Here is a 17,477-nt window from a genome sequence, read left to right as displayed (position 1 = left end):
TTACAAGAATGAGAAGATATAGGAAAAACTCTAAAATTAGAGATATTGTACGTGAGACTAAATTAAATAAGGAAGATTTAATTTATCCAATATTCGTTAAAGAAGACCTTAAAGATGGTGAAAAGGAAGCTATTTCCACTATGCCTGGTGAATATAGGTTCTCTTTAAATGGGGCTGTGGAATATGCTAAGGAATTGGAAGCTAAAGGATTAAGGTCCATCATAGTATTTGGCCTTCCAAGTGAAGATAAAAAAGATGAAATCGGATCTCCTGCCTTTGCATCAACAGGAATTGTTCAAAGAACTGTACGTAAACTTAAAGCTGAAACTGATTTGGTGATTATCACTGATGTATGTTTATGCCAATATACTTCTCATGGGCACTGTGGTCTCATTCGTGAAAATGATGACACTGATTTTGGTTATGAGATTTTAAATGATGAATCTTTGGAATATTTGGCTAAAACTGCTTTATCTCATGCTGAAGCAGGTGCAGATATAGTTGCACCTTCTGATATGATGGATGGTAGAATCCAAGCCTTAAGAGAAATTCTTGATGAAAACGGTTATTACAATACAATGATTATGTCCTATTCAGTCAAATTCGCTTCTTCATTCTATGCTCCATTTAGGGAAGCTGCATGTTCAGCTCCTTCAGCTGGAAACAGAAAGTCCTATCAGATGGATCCTGCAAATGCTCTTGAGGCAATTAGGGAAGCTGAACTTGATGTGATTGAAGGAACTGACTTTTTAATGGTTAAGCCTGCATTACCTTATTTAGATATTATCAAAACAATTAGAGAAGAATTTGACCTTCCTTTAGTAACTTATAATGTCAGTGGGGAATACTCCATGATTATGGCAGGTATTGAAAATGGCTATTTGACTGAAGACTCTATTATGGAATCATTATTATCTATCAAGAGAGCTGGTGCAGACTTGATTATAACTAATTTTGCTCCATATGCTTTAGACCACTTATAATGATTGGGGGAGTGCTTGTGGAAGCAAAAGAAATCGCTAAATTGGCTCAAATTGCATCAGTTCTTGAAGTGAGCGGTTGGCCAAAACCTGGAAATGTTCACAGAACTAGAAATTACGATGATATGGTATTTCAAGACTTTGCAATAAGTGCTGTAGTTATTGGAGACACTATGGAAGCTGTTGCAAGTCAAGTTAAGGAAATCGATGACTTATCTAAAGCGGAATTAGGAAGATACATTTTCCAAGCTGTTGATGAAACCAACAGATGGATTGAAACCAACACTAATTTAGGCATTATGATGATGTGTATTCCAATTGCCGCTGCAGCTTCAATAAGCAATAGCTTTGATGAAATTCAAGAGAATGTAGGTCGTTTAATGAATGCTACTACTGTTGAGGATGCAGTGAATCTTTATGATGCAATCAATGTTGCGGATGCAGGTGGAATGGGAGATCAAGAGGAATTTGATGTAATGAGCGAAAAGGCTAAGGATGAATTGCGTGCAAACAATCAAACAATGTTTGATGTTTTGGAAATCTCAGCAGGTTGGGATAGATTAGCAAATGAGCTCACCAATAAAATGCCTGTTTGTTTTGAAATTGGATATCCTTGCTTTTCAAATTTCTGGAAAACCTCTGATGATGTTGATGTAATCAATAAGGCTACAGTTTTAACATTCATGACTATCCTATCTCAAATTCCAGACACTTTAATCTCAAGAAAATATGGGGATGAAGTGGCAGAATCAGTATCTCAAAAAGCAATGGATATTTTGGAATTTAAGGATGATGATTCATTTGTTGAAAAATTATTGGAATTTGATGATTATCTTTATGATAACAAATTGAATCCTGGAACAACTGCTGATTTAACTGCAGCATCCATATTCTTATCTTATCTTGCAGATAATTTCTAATTCTATTATTATTTTTTTCATTTTCTTATTTTCTTATTTTATCCAATTTTTTATTAAAATTTTAAATTCCTATTTTTGAATATATTTATTAATTAGATTAGAGATATATTATAATATTATGAAATGATAGATATTTTGTTTAATTCTTACCATTTAATAATAAATTAAATAATTAATCATGTTCTATCAATTATTCTTATCAATTATTATAAAAAACATCTGGTGTTTAGATGAGTGAAAATATTAATAAAATTATCAATGAATTGCATATTTATGAAAAAAAGCTATTAAAAGAGTTAGAGATTAATGAAAATGCAACTCCTGATGAAATAGCTGAAAATACTGGTTTAAATATTAAATCAGTTATGAGTGCTGCAGGATCATTAGCTTCTAAAGGAATCATCATTGTAAACAAAGAGACAAAAGAGAAATTTAGCTTGACTGAGAATGGTAAAAAATATGCTGAAATAGGCCTCCCTGAAAGAAGAATCCTAAAGGTATTGCAGGATAAAAAGCAATTGGCCATGAAGGATTTGGCTAGTTTAGAAGGGCTTGACAAAAAAGAGGTCAATATATCAATTGGTTGGTTGGTTCGTAAAAGCTGGGCAAAAATGGATAAGGGAGTATTGTCCATTACCGATGTAGGTGAGTCCAGCAAAGAAAAATTAGGGGATGATGAATCATTATTAAGAACCCTTATTGAAAAGGCACAAGTCTCTAAAGAGCAATTAGATGAGGATATGGCTAAAGGTTTATCTGCACTTAAAGAGAGGAAAAACCTTATTGCTGAGCAAAAGACAACTCTCCATAGTTTTGAATTAACCGATTTAGGTCGTGAGATTTTAGATATCGGCTTCACCATTGAAGAGGAAGCTACACAATTGACCCATCAACAGCTTAAGGAAGGGTCTTGGAAAGACTTGAAATACAGACCTTATGATATTAATGCGGAGTATCCTATATTCTTCCCAGGTAAAGAGCATCCTTTAAGAAGAATCATTCAGGAAATTAGAGAAATCTTCTTGAATATGGGATTCACTGAAGATAAAGGTGATTATTTAGAGTCTGCCTTCTGGAATTTTGATTCTCTTTTCCAACCTCAAGATCATGCTGCAAGAGAAATGCAAGATACATTTTATGTAAAAAATCCTTTAACTTGTGATTTGCCAGATGATGAGCTTGTTCAAAAAGTAGCAAGAACTCATGAAGATGGTGGAAATACAGGTTCTGAAGGTTGGAATTATGATTGGAATGAGGATATTGCTCGCCAATCTGTTTTAAGAACCCATACAACTGGAATTTCCACTCAAAGATTGGCAAAAGGTGAACTCCCTATTAAGATGTTTTCAGTGGGAAGAGTATTCAGAAGAGAAACCTTTGATTATAAGCATTTGCCTGAGTTCCATCAAGTTGAAGGACTTGTTGCTGCTCCCGGAATCAATTATCAAAACTTATTAGGTACTTTAAAGGAATTCTATAAGAAATTAGGATTTGAAGTCAGATTCAGGCCTGCTTATTTCCCTTATACCTATCTCTCAACTGAATGTGAAATTTATTTAGAGGAAAAGGAAAGCTGGATTGAACTTGGTGGTTGTGGAATGTTCAGACCAGAAGTTTTAGAACCTTTAGGAATCGATACACCAGCTTTAGCATTTGGTTTAGGTATTGAACGTCTTGCTATGATCAGATATGATTTATCTGACATTAGAATGCTTTATAAGAGTGATATTAGCTGGTTAAGAGAGGTGCCTTTAGAAGAAGGAGTAAGATTTGATTAATTTTTCTCCTTTTATTTTTTGTAATTTTTATTCTTTTTTTATTTATTTTTCTTAATTTTTTTTATTATCTGATGATTTGATTATTAAGTATAATTATTCAATTTTTCAATTATTGTTTAAAAGTGATTTTTATGACTGATATTAGACTTATTTCATGGAATGTAAATGGTATTAGAGCTATTCATAAAAAAGGTTTTCTTGATTGGTTCAATGAGGAAAAGGCAGATATTGTATGCCTTCAGGAAACCAAGGCTCAAATAGACCAATTGCCTAAAAAATTAGTTAATATTCCAGGTTATACAAGTTATTTCAATTCTGCAGAAAGGAAAGGATACAGTGGTGTAGCCACTTACACAGCTATTGAACCTAAAGAGGTTTATGATGGTATGGGGATTGAAAAGTTTGATGTTGAAGGAAGACTTCAAAGATGTGATTTCGACGGTTTCACTCTCTTGAACATTTACTATCCTAATGGTGGTATGAATGAAGATAGATTAAAATATAAACTTGATTTCTATGATGCATTCCTTGATTACACTAATGATTTAAGAGATAAAGGTCACAATTTGGTGATTTGTGGTGACTTAAACACTGCTCACAAGGAAATTGACCTTGCAAGGCCAAAAAATAATGAAGATGTTTCAGGTTTCTTGCCTGTAGAAAGAGAATGGGTAACTAAATTCCTTGATAATGGTTATGTTGACACTTTTAGAATGTTGCATGAAGATGAAAGGGATAAATATACATGGTGGAGTTATAGGACCCGTGCTAGAGAAAGAAATGTGGGATGGCGTTTAGATTACTTCTTTGTTAATGAAGAATTTAAAGACAATGTCAAGGCATCCTATATCAAATCTGATGTAATGGGTTCTGATCATTGTCCTATTGCTTTAGAAATAGAAATATAATTTTATTTTTTATTATTAATTTGCTTTTTTTATTATTTTCATTATTTTTTTAATTATTTTTTAATTATTTTTTAATTATTTTTTATAAATTTAATGAATCTTAATTTTGAGATTTCATTAAATCTAAAATTTCTTTTCCATAGTCTGTTAATTCATATAACCTGCCTCGTTTAGTTTCAGGGTTTAATAAACGAACTAAATTTTTCTCTCTCAATTGGCTTAAAATGCGACTAACATTGTTACTATGGATATTGGTCTTTTTGCTTATATCTGTAGGCTTTAATGTTTCCCCATCTAATGCCTTGAATATTTTCTCTCGATTTTTTGACAACTTGATGAATTCTATAATAATTTTCTCAGAGTCTTTCATAGCAATCCCTTTCAACTGTTTTTATTATATTAAACTGTTTTTATTATATTGAACTTTATTATATTTATTTTTTGTTAAGAATTCAAATTTAGTTTAATATATATTACTATTCATAATATTAAGTTAGATATTAAATATTAAATGTTTAAGTTCATAATATCTATTTGATAGATATTTGATAGATATTTGATAGATATTTAATAGATATTAGATAGATATTAGATAGATAAGTCTAGAAAATAATTTTCAAATTTAAGTGAGGGTAATATTAAAAACATTTATTAAAAAGATAAAAAAGATATACTTGTATAGAATAATGATTTTTAGGTGTAAAAATGATTGAATCCCCTGAGCAAATAGCTATTGAAAATGAGATAAAGGTACAAAAGGATAAGTTTTTATCTTATTTCAATGGGTCTTTACCTGATACAATGGAATTGGAATTTGAAGGATTCTATAGAAGAGGGTTCTTTGTAAGCAAGAAAAGATATGCTGTAATCGAAGATGGTAAGATCATTGCAAAAGGATTGGAACTTGTTAGAAGAGATTGGGCTCCAATTGCAAAGAAAACTCAGGAAGATATATTAATGGCTATTCTAGAAGAGGGTAATGTAAAAAAGGCTGAAAAGATCATCAGCAAAGTTCTAAAACAAATCAAGTCAGGTAATCTGGATATGAAGGAATTGGTTATCCATACCCAAATCACCAAAAATCTTGATGATTACAAACAGGTTGGCCCTCATGTTATTGCTGCTCGAGAGATAGAATCTCATGGAATCAAGGTAGGTAAAGGAACCATTGTCCAATATATAATAGCTAAGGGAAAAGGTTCAATTAGCCAGAGAGCAGTTCCTTATGAATATAGTGAAGGAATCGAATATGATAAGGAGTATTATATTGAAAATCAGTTGATTCCGGCTGTTTCGAGGATGATGGAACCTTTAGGTTATGATAAGGATAGATTAAGGGAATTATCTTCCAATGAAAGGCAACAAAGTTTAGATGCTTTCTTTTAATTCCTAATGAATTAAAATTTACAAATATTTTGCTATATAAATAATTTTCTTTAGGAATTTTTATATAATAATAAAATAAATATATAATTAGAATATTATTAAGAAATTATATTTAAAAATGAAATTTTAATGCTTAATTACTTAAACATTTAGTATTTGGTGTAATAATGACAAAAGCAGTATTTTTTGATATTGATGATACTCTTGTAGACACTTCAAGTTTTGCAGATTTAGCAAGACACGCAGCTATTGAAAGTATGTGTAACAATGGTTTGCCTTTAGAGCCAGAAGAAGCATATGATTTATTAAAGGACATTATTAAAGAAAAAGGTTCAAACTATTCCAAACACTTCAATATCTTGACAGAAGAAGTTTTAGGAAAGGAAGATCCTCTTTTAGTAGCTATTGGAATGACAACATATCACAATGTGAAATTTGCTCTTTTAAGACCATTCCCTAGAACAAGTGCAATATTGATTTACCTTAAAAGTAAAGGATATAAATTAGGTGCAATCACTAATGGAATCACTATTAAGCAATGGGAAAAATTGGTCAGATTGAATTTATACCACTTTTTTGACATTGTAATCACTTCAGAGGAAGTTGGAGTTGAAAAGCCAGATCCTGAAATATATATAGAAGCATGCAGAAGAATGGCATGTGATGTTAAAAAAAGCATCATGATTGGAAATAAATTGGATGTTGACTGTATGGGAGCAGTTAATGCAGGAATGAGTGCTATTCTTGTCAATTCAACTTTAGATGAAGAAGAGAAAGAAAGAGTGAATGAAGAAGATATTGATATCATTGTTTTAGACAGTATTTCTGATGTTGACACTGTTTTATGATATTCTTTATTTTTCATTTTTCCTTTATTTTTTTTTAATTTTTTTTATTTATTCTATTTTTTAAAATTTATTTTCTAATTTTCAATTTTTTGAAGTTCTAAAAATAGTTACCTTTATATATAGTTTTGAATATAAATATATACATTCTTATTTTATCTTGCAGTAAGAATCATTAATTAACTTGCTTATTTATGAGAATTTTATTCTCAATCATTAAAAAAATAAATCAAAAATAAATTTTAATAATTATTTAAAAAATAAATTTTTATTGAATTTATCTCTTATCAAGCAAAGCGGAAGCTTGTTTTTTGAGTTTCATATTTTAAAAAATTCATTCCATTAGATTACTTTATGTAAATTTAACTAAATAAGATCTTGTGGAATTAAAAAATTTAATAATTACATAGATTACGGAAAAAATAATATAAGGAGATATTGTTATGGCTATTTGTCAAGGAAAATCAACCAGATCTCCATCTGGTGCTAGAAGAGTTGCAAACCGTGGTAAAAGGAAATCTGAATTAGGTAGAGAATCAGCAGAAACCAGATTAGGTGAGAAAAAATTAAGAAAAATCAGAACCCGTGGTGGAAATGAAAAACACAGATTAGCATTCGAAAACCAAATCAACGTTATCGATGCTGACGGTAAAGCTCACACTGTAGAAATCTTAAACGTAATTGAAAACAGTGCTAACCCTAACTACGTAAGAAGGAACATCATCACCAAAGGTGCTATTGTAGAAACCGAATTAGGTCACGCAAAAGTTACCTCCAGACCTGGTCAAGATGGTGTTGTTAACGGAGTTATTGTAGAATAATCCTGTTATTCTATCTTTTTTTATTTATTTTTACTTATTACCCTTTTTTTACTAATTTTTACATTTATTACTTTTTTTAGTTTATTTTACTTTTTTAGCTATTTTTTAGTTATTTTTTAGTTATTTTTTAGATTGCTTTTTTAACTAATTTTTACTTTTTTTCAAATAACTAATTTATTTTTATTTTTTTAAAATAGCAAATACTTATTTAATATTAATTAGATATATTATAATGTTATAAACTATTGAAGATATTACGAATCTTTTATAAGTTTGAGCAAGATATTAATTTTGCTTGTTATTTATTTTAATTATTAACATTAAGGAGATAAAATGAAGATAGGAATGTCACATGGTGCTGGTGGAGAAGTAATGGGAAATTTGATCTCACAGACCATTCTAAATAATTTATCAAAAAAATCAGTTGAAGGAGGATACGGCTTAGATGCATTGGATGATGGTGCAACAATCCCTCTTGGAGATTATGAGATTGTTGTAACAACTGATGGTCATACCGTAAACCCATTGTTCTTCCCTGGTGGAGATATTGGAAGAATTTCAGCAGCAGGAACTATAAATGATGTTTCTGTAATGGGTGCAAAGCCTTTAGCTATTTCAAATGCAATGATTTTACAGGAAGGTTTTCCAATTGAAGACTTGGATAAAATCATAAAATCTTTAAGCGATACCTGTGAAGAAGCTGATGTAGCAGTCATTACTGGAGACACTAAAGTAATGGAACAAGACAAGCTTGATGGTATTGTTATTGTAACTACTGGTATTGGAATTGCTAAAAAAGGAGAAGTAATCAAGGATTCCACTTTAAGTGTTGGAGATAAGATCATAATTACTGGTAGTGTTGGAGACCATGGAATGAGCTTGATGTCCTTTAGGGAAGGTTTCGGTTTTGAAACTGAATTGAAATCTGATGTAGCTCCAATGTGGGGAATCATTTCCAAGGCTCTTGAAGTAGGTGGAGTAACAGCTATGAAAGACCCTACCCGTGGAGGACTTGCAAACTGCATAAATGAAATGGCTCGTAAATCCGGTGTTGGAGTTATGCTTAAGGATGAAGCTATCCCTGTTAAAGAGGCAGTTAGAGCAGCATCTGATATGTTAGGTATTGATCCATATGAAGTCGCTAATGAAGGAAAAGTTTTAATGGGTGTAAAAGCTGAAAAGGCTGAAGAAGTATTGGCAGCTATTAAAACCGACAAATATGGTAAGGATGCAGCCATTATCGGTGAAGTTATTGATGATGATAAAGTATTGATTGAAACAGGCATTGGTGGAGTTAGAATCCTAGAAACTCCTATAGCAGATCCTGTTCCAAGAGTATGTTAAATTAAATTTTAAATTATAGGTTTATAATAAATAATCAGATGGTGATTTGATGGACTTATTCGGTAAAAGAGTTGTAGCATATATTCTCGATTTCTTTGTAGTTTCTGCATTTATGTGGATTATTTCCTATTTCGCATATTTCTTTATAAACTACTTCAATATGTTCCAAATTTACCATTATTTTGTATTTATTCTTCCATTCCTAATTTTAGCGTATTTTACAATTTTAGAGAAGAATATAGGTGCAACTGTTGGTAAAAGATTGATGTTTATTGAAGTTAAATCAGCGGTGCCAAGGAGAGGCAGGCTTGGAAGAGATTATTCCATAACCTATGCTCAGGCATTGGTCAGATCCCTTTCTAAAATTTACTGGTTCCCAATAATTATTGATGTGATTCTTGGAAGGATTACAGGTAAAACCAGACTTTTAGATGGCATTACCAGAACTACTGTTATTGAAGAGAATACTGATGTATTTTTTAGTAGAAGAAATTATTAATTATCTTTAATATTCTTCATAATTATTTAATAATTATTTAATTATTCTTTAATTATTCTTTAATAATTATTTAATTATTCTTTAATTATTATTTTATTTTTTTCTTGTTTTTTTTAAGATTTTTTAATTTTATTTTTTTAAATATTTTTATTATTAAGGGGATTCTATGGAGAATAAACTTATTATAGACGAATTCAATATTTTAGATTTTGAACGTCATGAAAATTATAAGATGGTTCGAATTATTGATGAAAAGGCTAATTTTCCAATTAGCTGGTTAAATACACAAGGATATTGTGAATACAGTTTATATCTTGAATATTGTCAAGGAGTCAGCACTGCACCAACTCAAGAAATGCTTGAAGGAACTGAAGGCCATTCTATTTTAGAGGAAAAATTCAAGGAAACCGCTCAGCCATCAACTTTTAAAGACGCTTTTGAATTGTCTAAGGAAGAGGAAATTCTATCTCGTGAAATGTTTGTTATTGATACTGAAGATGGAATTCGCGGTTTTATTGATGAAGTTCGAATGACTCCTGATAAGATAATCATAATTGACGATAAACCTGGAAATAGGGCTTATCCATCAACAATCAATCAAGTTCGTGCTTATTGCTTGGCATTTAAAAACATGATTGGGGATGATAACCGTACGATCATTGCTGCATTAAGGCAAAGGGGAACAGACAATATATTCTGGAGTGAAGAATTCAATGAAAGCAATGAACAGAATATTAGGTACACAATCAATTTTTTACACAGATTAATTGATGATAAAAGAGACCCGATACCTACTAAAAACCCAAATAAATGTAGAAAATGCAGATTCCAAAGTTATTGTGAAGAAAAAGCTATTTAATTTTTTTTTAAATATTTTTTTCTCTTTTTAAAATAGTTTTTTTATTCTTTTTTTTAACTTAAGATCTTTTTAAAAAATAGTTTTTTATTCTTTTTTTTAACTTTATTTTTTTTTTAAAAATAGTTTTTTTATTCTTTTTTTAACTTTATTTTTTTTTTTAAAAATAGTTTTTTTTTATTTGGATGATTTAAAATTGTATAAAAAAAGAAAATGAATTTAAAAATATATTTAAAATATATTCTTAAAGTTCAATAGTTGATTTTTTAGCATCTATGACTTGATATGGAACATTAGCCTCTTCCAAGTCTTTTGCTATGTTTTTGCTCATGTCACCGATTGAAAGAATCAAAACATTCAATCCTTTTCTAACTGCAGATTGTGCCGCTTCACTCACTCCAAATTCAATATCCACTGGAATGTCCAAAGCATTAGCTATTACATGGGAAGTGGTTCCAATTGCTGCAACCTTGTCAATTGAGCTTAATCCATAGTTTTCATATTTTCCATCATAGATTTCCTTAATCAAGTCGATATCTGCAGACCTTGATCCTCCTTGTTTTATTGGAGGCAATGTAATTATAAGGATTTTACTTTCCTTGATTTCAATGGTTCCTTTAAGATTGGTTAAAGCAACATCAAATCCTTTTTTAGTATCCAAAATTACATCAGCGTATGCATCAGTCTGCGCATTGATTGAAGCGTATAATCTGCCATCTTCCATAAATAAACCTACTTCGTCACCTTCTTTCAAGTCTTCCTTAGCAATTGCAGGCCAAGTAGATTTATAATAGGTCATGGTTTCAAGAACACTGTCAGAATACTTTCTTAAGGTAATTGCATCTTTTTTGACTTTAGCAATTCCCTTTTGGGTAATCTTATATGGTGCTCTACCATCTTTAGATGTGATGTATTCAAGTTCAGTCAATGTTTTGATATTTTCAGAAACCGCTTGAATTGTAATTCCTAAACGTTCAGCCAAATCCTTTTGCTTAAGATTTGGTTCTTGCTTAGAGATTTCCCCTAAAATTTGAAAATGAGTTAATGCTCCTCTTTTTTGTAAGATTTCCATAATAACCACTTCATTTTTTTTATTGAAAGAATTAATTATTTCAGTTAATAGTTATTTTGTCATTTATAATATTTAAAGTTTATTTTAGTTTTTTATAAAGTTTATTTGAATGTAAAAATTATTTAAAAAAATTTGCTTAAAAAAATAGTTTTAAAATGATTTAAATTAAATGTAGTCTTAATAAATGTATATATAAAAAAATAGTATTGGCATTAATAAATTGGTATTGAAGGGTTAATCAAGTACCAATTTACCTTCCAATTCTTTATTCATCAAGTCAAAGAATTCATCCTTTTGGTCTTTACGGATATAAGCTCCACAAGCAACATCGTGGCCCCCACCGTTTCCACCTAAACTCTGAGACACTTTTCTGATTATTTTCCCAAAGTGAACTCCATCATAAGCGAGTAGCTTAGAGCAACGTAGTGAAATTTTCAAATCATCATTCTCTTCACTCACTTGGGTAAATGCAATAATAGGTTTTCTCCAATCTCCTTGACTTAGGACCATTCCAGCAATTGTACCTACAACATTGCTTCTTATGCCTTCTCCATCGAAATACTGGAGATTTTTCATTTGCACTATTGAGTCAGATTCACCAATGGTCTTAATGTTCTGTGCCAAATAGAACCTATGGGCTTTTGAAATCTCTTCAAGTTCATCTAGCACCACTGCCCTATCGCTTTCAATATCTACTGAAACATTATTGTCACTTAATATTTCATTTCTCCTTATTGTCAAATCCAATAGTTTCAAAGCAACTTCAGGCCTTTCATTTCTAACGCATGCATTCATTGCTGTAGAAAATTCAGATGCATCCCTTAAGAAGGTGTATTTCTCCTCATTTGCAAATTCATAACTTTCCCCCATAACTAATTTAGGAGCATGAATTGCATATCTGCTAGGGATTTCCTTTGTAATCATGTTAATTAATTCTTTGATTAATTTGAATTTATCGTTTTGGCTTAAATCACAGGATCTGATGGATGTGTCATTTACAGGGTTTCTGGTATTTATGCCAAGTCTTTTTAACAAGTCCAATGACCTGTTCTGGTCATTTGTGATTTCCAAGTTTACATCACTGAAATAGGATAATGCAACAAACAACGGTCTTGTTTGTCTGCCGTATAATGATAGGTCATTTTTGATTACATTAACTAATCCCTCGTCTTCAGCATCCTTAAGGATAGTTCTATTCATTCCTTCCAATTTTCCAGTTTTACCGTTTTGTATGTCTCCAATAGCTGCCAATATTCCAAGCCAGCTTAAATCGGTAAAACCGAATTCCTTAGCAAGAAGGTAGCATAGACCTCCTCCACAAATTTCCTGAGAACCGTCTATTCCATAAAAAATAGGATTTATTTCCAAATAATCATAATCTACTGTATCGCAGTAATCAATGTCTCTAAGTGGAGGGTGGTGGTCGAGAATAAGTATTTTGGAATCTTTATTTGCATTCTTATCAACAGGCTGTCCAGACCCAAGGTCAGAAAATATTGTCAATTCATGTTCAATTGGAACATTTTCCAAAACATCAAGGTTAACGATTTCAATTTCAAAATCCTTTCCTAATTGTCTGCCTATCTTTTTTAGGATTCCTGTTAGGATAGCTCCGGATGAGATTCCGTCGCAGTCAGTATGGCTGTAAATTTTAATGTCTTTTGAAGATTCTATAAGTCTTCTAGCTTCTTCATATCTTTCTTTCATTTTTGGTGGTATGCTTGTCATTTTAACGCCTTTTTATCTGTTTACAGTGAATAATAGATTTTTTTGTTTTATTTTTTTTGTTTATTTTCTTTTTTTATAGTGGAAAAGAAGTTTATTTTCTTCTTTTTCCTTTTTTGCCTTTCCTGTTGTTAGGCCTATTTGATTGTTTGGTTTCTCTCATTTGTTTTATGGTGTTTGATAAATTGATTAGAATTTCCTTTTTGCTGTCATCACTGGTAATTATGACTCTGCCTGATTTATTGTACCATTCTCCAGGATATGCCTTATCCTCTTCAGCATAATACTTGTATCTTAATTTTTGTGTTGCCTTCACGATTTCCTTGATTCTTGGTTCAGAGATGGCATACTCTTTGGATATTTTTCTGCCTTCATTCAAGGATTTTTCAGCATCAAGATATATTGGCCAAATCATTACGTCTTTCATTTTTTCACCTCTTTTATTTTTCATTTGCTTTCTTATTTATAATATGTTAGCATAATATTTAAAAATTATTTATTTTGATAAGTTATTTTTTTAAATTACTCATGATTTGATTTTCAATAGGATTTTAATGAATTTTAGAATAAGCTTGTACTTCAATCCATTTTTATTTCCCTTTTCCATCATTTCAATCTCTTTAAGGAATATTCCATTTTCATCTTTTGAATTATCCCTGCTTCTCCATAGGCTAATCCAATTCAATAGGTATGGATTTAGGAAGAGGTCCTTGTTCCTAATTCCGTATTTATCAGAAAGCTCTGAAGACAACCTGTAAGCTTTCAATGAATCGTACACTAATCGGAAGTTAATGTTCTTTGTAATGGACTTGTCTTCATCTTCCAGTCTCATGAAATAATTGTAGACAATCTTATTGTTTAAAAATAGAATTCCTTTTTCGCTTTTGACATATGATTCCAATAGGAAGTTCAAGTCCTCAGCAGATATGCATTCAGGAAACTTGATTGCGTTTTCTTTAATTAATTCTGTTCTGTATATTTTAGTCCAAAATGATGGTAATATCTTTAAGATAGCTATTTCATCATCATTTTCCTCTTTGAAATCCTTAATGAATATCTCTTCATTGTTTACCTTCTTTATGGGTTTGCCATAAAAGAATCTGCTAATGACGTTTTTCCAGAGAGAACCTATGAATCCCTTTAAATTAGAACCTTCAACCAAATCATCAAGATAATCGACATATGGCTTTTTCAAGCTGTCTATGTAAGGAGTGTATGATTTTCTAATGAGATTTCTCTCAGGGTAATGCCTCAAGTATCTTCCAAAGGCAATGTCACAACCATATTCATTGATCTTATTGTATAATGTTTCACATGCATCCAAAGGATAAGTGTCATCTGAATCAATGAACATCAGGTATTCACCATTCACATGGTCCAATGCTATGTTTCGAGGACCGAATGCTCCGCCCATATTTTCCACAAGGTGGATTGACTTAATGGTTTCCTTATTGGTCTCTTTGTTGATTCTTTCCTTATACTCTTCAATAATCTGCTTTGTATTGTCTGTGGAACAGTCGTTAGCTATTATTATTTCAAGGTTTTCAATCCCTATTGTTTGATTGATAACTGAATCTAAAGTAATCGGAAGATATTTCTCTCCATTGTAAACAGGTATGATTATGCTTATCTTGAATTGGCTGATAGAAATTCCTCCTTTACTAAGATTTAATTATATTATAATTATATTATAATTATATTCTAATATTCGTCTAATTATCCAAAAAAATTATTTTTTAGTTGCATTATTTATTCTAATTTTGATTGTTCAATTCCCTAAACATCAAGTCAATCATGTCTTTGACTGTGTATCTTTCAGGATAGATGTGCTTTACATTATAATCATCAAGTATTCTTCCAGTTATTGGTCCAATAGCTACTGTAAGTGTGGAACTTGATAATTTTTCAACAAGTTCATCCTTTTGATCATCTTTAGCTGTCTTGAAGAGATTCACTACAGTAAGTGGGCTTGTAAATGTTATTCCATCAATCTTTTCATCTATAATTTCTCGGATTAAGTTTTCAATGTCCTTTTTGTCATCTGGAATGACTGACTTATAGCTTTCTGCCAAGATGACTTCCGCCCCCATATCTTTGAGGCTATTTGGTAAAATAGTCCTTGCAGAAAATGTACGAGGGACGCCAACAATTTTATTATTTAAGTCGAACTTTTTAAATTCTTCAATGAGTCCTTCAGCAGTATAATCTTTTGGTATGATATCTATATGTAGGCCTTTATTCATAGCTACTTCTGCAGTTTTTGTACCTATAGTAGCAATTTTGCAGTCCTGATTTAAACTTTGAACAAAGTCTGGATAAAACTTGAAGATTGAATCAATTGAACTTACTGATGTAAATATTAACCAGTCCAATTCTCCAAATCTGCTCATCAATTCCTTTAATGAATCGGTGTTTTCCAGTTTCAATTCCAATGTCGGCACAATAAGTGCTTCCCCTCCATAGTTTTCTATGAATTCCTTTGCAGCTTTAGATCTTTCTTTCGGTCTTGTGATAGCTATTCTCTTTACCATATTTCCACATCTTAAGATTATAATTAATATTATGTTTTTGCAATATTTATTGTTTTATAAAACTTATTTAATACTTATTTAAATTTATATAATACTTATATCTAAAATTATATATGTAAAAAAATATGTATAAATTTTATCAATTTATTTAAATTATAATTATCCGTGATATTAATGAAAATTTTATTTTTGAACTTACCATATGAATTCAATATAAGCAGGGCAAGCAGATGGCCTGAAAAGACCAAGTCAGGTACTTTGTATTATCCTTACTGGTTAGCATACTGTGTTGGAGTGTGCGAAAGGGAAGGATTTGATTGTAAGCTTGTTGATTGCATTACAAAGGCATACTCAATTGAGGATACAATCGAGGAAGTAAAGAAATACGAGCCTGACTATATAATGGCTGAGATAACAACTCCTACCTGCGCTTATGATTATAAGGTTATCAATTCAATTAAGGAAGCTTATCCTAAAGCTAAAATAATGATTGGAGGAACCCATGCTACCATCTTGCCTGATGCTGTACTTAATGAATGTTTGGGAATTGATTATATTCTTCGTCAGGAGTATGACTATACAGTCGGTGAACTGATAAACTCTGATGATGTGTCAAAAGTCAAGGGAGTTTCATATAGGGTGAATTCCAATGGTGAGGATATTGCTTGTTTAGATGATGTGAATCTGTTATCTGGTTCTGTTGATTTTAGCATTAAACATACTGAAGATAGGGAACCTCTTGAAGATTTGGATAGTCTTCCTTATGTTTCCAAGGTTTATGAGAAATACTTGAACTTTGATGATTACGCTTATGCATTTGCTCAAAAGCCAATGATTCAGATAGTATCTTCAAGGGGATGTCCAAACCAATGCAATTTCTGTAGTTATCCATCTACAATGGGAGGTAGAATATATAGGACAAGATCTGTGAGTGACCTTGCAGATGAGTTTGAATATATTCTAAATGAGCTTCCAGAGATTAAGGAAATTTTCATTGAAGATGATACATTCACTGTAAACCAGCCAAGGGTAATCGAGTTTTGTGATGAAATCATCAAAAGAGGATTGAAGCCAGTTTGGTCCTGCAACACAAGGGTTGACTTGACCTATGAAACCATGAAGAAGATGAAGGATGCAGGTTGCAGATTGCTTGTTTGCGGTTATGAATCCGGAAATCAGGAAGTCTTGAATGAAATCAAGAAGGGAATCACTCTTGAGCAATCAAAGGCATTTGCTGAAAATGCAAGGAAATTGGACATTAAGGTATTTGGATGCTTCATGATTGGACTTACTGGAGACAGTCTTGAAACAATTGATGAAACCTATAAATTTGCTCAATCAGTTTATCCTGACATGTGTTTCTTCCAGCAAGCAGTACCTTTCCCAGGAACTGGTTTTTATGATTGGGCTAAGGAAAATGGGTATTTGATTACTGAGGATTATTCCAAATGGTTGAATGATGACGGTTACTTGAATTGTCTTGTGGATTACCCTTATGCAGACCACACTGAAATAGAGAAATTAAGGGACAATTTGATGAGCAAGTACTATTTCTCATTTGCATATATTGTAAAGACATTTCTGGCAAATCTTGATTGGGTGGAATTCAAGCGTGTAATGCGTGGTGGAACTCAATATATTGCATTTAGGGTAAAAAAAGCTTTAAATAGGTCTAATAATTTAGATTAATTTTTTATTTTTTATTCTTTTTTTATTTCTATATTCTTATTTATTATATTCTTATTTTCCTTCATTTGTATTTCTTATTTTTCATTTTTTTTATTTTTTAAGAGATTGCTTTTTTATTTTTCA

At 31.2% G+C, this 17,477-nt stretch carries 17 protein-coding genes; 11 read left to right on the top strand and 6 right to left on the bottom strand.

Annotated elements, in window-relative coordinates; genetic code table 11:
- The 4 genes from hemB to ACJMLB_RS07795 form a co-directional block, all read left to right on the top strand.
- The coding region (gene hemB / locus ACJMLB_RS07810; protein ID WP_405325051.1) for a porphobilinogen synthase at positions 1 to 983 on the top strand (983 nt) is incomplete at its 5' end.
- A gap of 17 nt (positions 984 to 1,000) precedes the next feature.
- Positions 1,001 to 1,900 carry a triphosphoribosyl-dephospho-CoA synthase gene (locus tag ACJMLB_RS07805; protein WP_405325048.1) on the top strand — a complete coding sequence of 300 codons (900 nt, stop codon included), beginning with the start codon at positions 1,001 to 1,003 and terminating at the stop codon, positions 1,898 to 1,900.
- A gap of 230 nt (positions 1,901 to 2,130) precedes the next feature.
- Positions 2,131 to 3,678, top strand: a complete 1,548-nt coding sequence (locus tag ACJMLB_RS07800) for a phenylalanine--tRNA ligase subunit alpha (protein ID WP_405325046.1) — start codon at positions 2,131 to 2,133, stop codon at positions 3,676 to 3,678.
- Between the two features lie 131 nt (positions 3,679 to 3,809).
- Positions 3,810 to 4,586: an exodeoxyribonuclease III gene (locus ACJMLB_RS07795; protein ID WP_405325043.1), complete on the top strand. Its 777-nt coding sequence runs from the start codon at positions 3,810 to 3,812 to the stop codon at positions 4,584 to 4,586.
- Positions 4,587 to 4,686: 100 nt separating this feature from the next.
- Here the strand turns inward: ACJMLB_RS07795 and ACJMLB_RS07790 are convergent, their stop codons facing one another.
- A complete protein-coding gene (locus ACJMLB_RS07790) occupies positions 4,687 to 4,956 on the bottom strand; it encodes a winged helix-turn-helix domain-containing protein (RefSeq protein ID WP_405325040.1) in 270 nt (89 codons plus the stop codon).
- 335 nt (positions 4,957 to 5,291) lie between these two features.
- On the opposite strand from ACJMLB_RS07790, the gene ACJMLB_RS07785 reads away from it, so the two are divergent.
- From ACJMLB_RS07785 to ACJMLB_RS07760, 6 genes are all read left to right on the top strand, one after another.
- Complete coding sequence (locus tag ACJMLB_RS07785; protein ID WP_296856192.1) at positions 5,292 to 5,972, top strand: DNA polymerase domain-containing protein; 681 nt, start codon at positions 5,292 to 5,294, stop codon at positions 5,970 to 5,972.
- A gap of 167 nt (positions 5,973 to 6,139) precedes the next feature.
- Complete coding sequence (locus tag ACJMLB_RS07780; RefSeq protein WP_405325038.1) at positions 6,140 to 6,820, top strand: TIGR02253 family HAD-type hydrolase; 681 nt, start codon at positions 6,140 to 6,142, stop codon at positions 6,818 to 6,820.
- Positions 6,821 to 7,260: 440 nt separating this feature from the next.
- Positions 7,261 to 7,638 carry a 30S ribosomal protein S8e gene (locus ACJMLB_RS07775; protein WP_292787740.1) on the top strand — a complete coding sequence of 126 codons (378 nt, stop codon included), beginning with the start codon at positions 7,261 to 7,263 and terminating at the stop codon, positions 7,636 to 7,638.
- 333 nt (positions 7,639 to 7,971) lie between these two features.
- The gene (hypE, locus tag ACJMLB_RS07770) at positions 7,972 to 8,982 is read left to right on the top strand and encodes a hydrogenase expression/formation protein HypE (RefSeq protein ID WP_292777486.1); all 1,011 of its coding nucleotides are present in this window, start codon (positions 7,972 to 7,974) and stop codon (positions 8,980 to 8,982) included.
- Between the two features lie 49 nt (positions 8,983 to 9,031).
- The gene (locus tag ACJMLB_RS07765) at positions 9,032 to 9,481 is read left to right on the top strand and encodes an RDD family protein (RefSeq protein WP_405325034.1); all 450 of its coding nucleotides are present in this window, start codon (positions 9,032 to 9,034) and stop codon (positions 9,479 to 9,481) included.
- A gap of 166 nt (positions 9,482 to 9,647) precedes the next feature.
- The gene (locus tag ACJMLB_RS07760) at positions 9,648 to 10,340 is read left to right on the top strand and encodes a Dna2/Cas4 domain-containing protein (protein WP_405325031.1); all 693 of its coding nucleotides are present in this window, start codon (positions 9,648 to 9,650) and stop codon (positions 10,338 to 10,340) included.
- A 241-nt stretch (positions 10,341 to 10,581) separates the two neighbouring features.
- On the opposite strand, the gene ACJMLB_RS07755 is transcribed toward ACJMLB_RS07760, so the two are convergent.
- The 5 genes from ACJMLB_RS07755 to ACJMLB_RS07735 all read right to left on the bottom strand — a co-directional run bounded on the left by ACJMLB_RS07755 (position 10,582) and on the right by ACJMLB_RS07735 (position 15,665).
- Positions 10,582 to 11,409 carry a winged helix-turn-helix transcriptional regulator gene (locus ACJMLB_RS07755; protein WP_405325028.1) on the bottom strand — a complete coding sequence of 276 codons (828 nt, stop codon included), beginning with the start codon at positions 11,407 to 11,409 and terminating at the stop codon, positions 10,582 to 10,584.
- A gap of 234 nt (positions 11,410 to 11,643) precedes the next feature.
- Positions 11,644 to 13,137 (bottom strand): DHHA1 domain-containing protein, encoded by a 1,494-nt coding sequence (locus ACJMLB_RS07750; protein ID WP_405325025.1) that lies wholly within the window; start codon positions 13,135 to 13,137, stop codon positions 11,644 to 11,646.
- Positions 13,138 to 13,228: 91 nt separating this feature from the next.
- On the bottom strand, positions 13,229 to 13,561 hold the full coding sequence (locus ACJMLB_RS07745; protein ID WP_405325022.1) for a signal recognition particle subunit SRP19/SEC65 family protein: 333 nt from the start codon (positions 13,559 to 13,561) through the stop codon (positions 13,229 to 13,231).
- A gap of 99 nt (positions 13,562 to 13,660) precedes the next feature.
- The gene (locus ACJMLB_RS07740; protein ID WP_405325054.1) at positions 13,661 to 14,701 is read right to left on the bottom strand and encodes a glycosyltransferase family 2 protein; all 1,041 of its coding nucleotides are present in this window, start codon (positions 14,699 to 14,701) and stop codon (positions 13,661 to 13,663) included.
- Positions 14,702 to 14,888: 187 nt separating this feature from the next.
- The gene (locus tag ACJMLB_RS07735; protein WP_405325019.1) at positions 14,889 to 15,665 is read right to left on the bottom strand and encodes a uroporphyrinogen-III synthase; all 777 of its coding nucleotides are present in this window, start codon (positions 15,663 to 15,665) and stop codon (positions 14,889 to 14,891) included.
- A 174-nt stretch (positions 15,666 to 15,839) separates the two neighbouring features.
- Between ACJMLB_RS07735 and ACJMLB_RS07730 the strand changes: the two genes are divergently transcribed.
- Entirely contained in the window at positions 15,840 to 17,354 is a 1,515-nt protein-coding gene (locus ACJMLB_RS07730; protein WP_405325016.1) for a B12-binding domain-containing radical SAM protein, read from the top strand.
- Positions 17,355 to 17,477: the final 123 nt, after the last annotated feature.

Source organism: Methanobrevibacter sp. (assembly GCF_045114555.1).
In the GTDB taxonomy this organism is placed as follows: Archaea; Methanobacteriota; Methanobacteria; order Methanobacteriales; family Methanobacteriaceae; genus Methanobrevibacter.
This window is presented reverse-complemented; position numbering and strand designations above follow the sequence as displayed.

Bases quoted from the DNA above. Each gene is read 5' to 3' on its own strand.
- ACJMLB_RS07745 (WP_405325022.1), bottom strand. From the start codon at position 13,561: ATGAAAGACGTAATGATTTGGCCAATATATCTTGATGCTGAAAAATCC.
- hypE (WP_292777486.1), top strand. From the start codon at position 7,972: ATGAAGATAGGAATGTCACATGGTGCTGGTGGAGAAGTAATGGGAAAT.
- ACJMLB_RS07785 (WP_296856192.1), top strand. From the start codon at position 5,292: ATGATTGAATCCCCTGAGCAAATAGCTATTGAAAATGAGATAAAGGTA.
- ACJMLB_RS07780 (WP_405325038.1), top strand. From the start codon at position 6,140: ATGACAAAAGCAGTATTTTTTGATATTGATGATACTCTTGTAGACACT.
- ACJMLB_RS07800 (WP_405325046.1), top strand. From the start codon at position 2,131: ATGAGTGAAAATATTAATAAAATTATCAATGAATTGCATATTTATGAA.
- ACJMLB_RS07790 (WP_405325040.1), bottom strand. From the start codon at position 4,956: ATGAAAGACTCTGAGAAAATTATTATAGAATTCATCAAGTTGTCAAAA.
- ACJMLB_RS07760 (WP_405325031.1), top strand. From the start codon at position 9,648: ATGGAGAATAAACTTATTATAGACGAATTCAATATTTTAGATTTTGAA.
- ACJMLB_RS07735 (WP_405325019.1), bottom strand. From the start codon at position 15,665: ATGGTAAAGAGAATAGCTATCACAAGACCGAAAGAAAGATCTAAAGCT.
- ACJMLB_RS07795 (WP_405325043.1), top strand. From the start codon at position 3,810: ATGACTGATATTAGACTTATTTCATGGAATGTAAATGGTATTAGAGCT.
- ACJMLB_RS07730 (WP_405325016.1), top strand. From the start codon at position 15,840: ATGAAAATTTTATTTTTGAACTTACCATATGAATTCAATATAAGCAGG.
- ACJMLB_RS07750 (WP_405325025.1), bottom strand. From the start codon at position 13,137: ATGACAAGCATACCACCAAAAATGAAAGAAAGATATGAAGAAGCTAGA.
- ACJMLB_RS07775 (WP_292787740.1), top strand. From the start codon at position 7,261: ATGGCTATTTGTCAAGGAAAATCAACCAGATCTCCATCTGGTGCTAGA.
- ACJMLB_RS07765 (WP_405325034.1), top strand. From the start codon at position 9,032: ATGGACTTATTCGGTAAAAGAGTTGTAGCATATATTCTCGATTTCTTT.
- ACJMLB_RS07755 (WP_405325028.1), bottom strand. From the start codon at position 11,409: ATGGAAATCTTACAAAAAAGAGGAGCATTAACTCATTTTCAAATTTTA.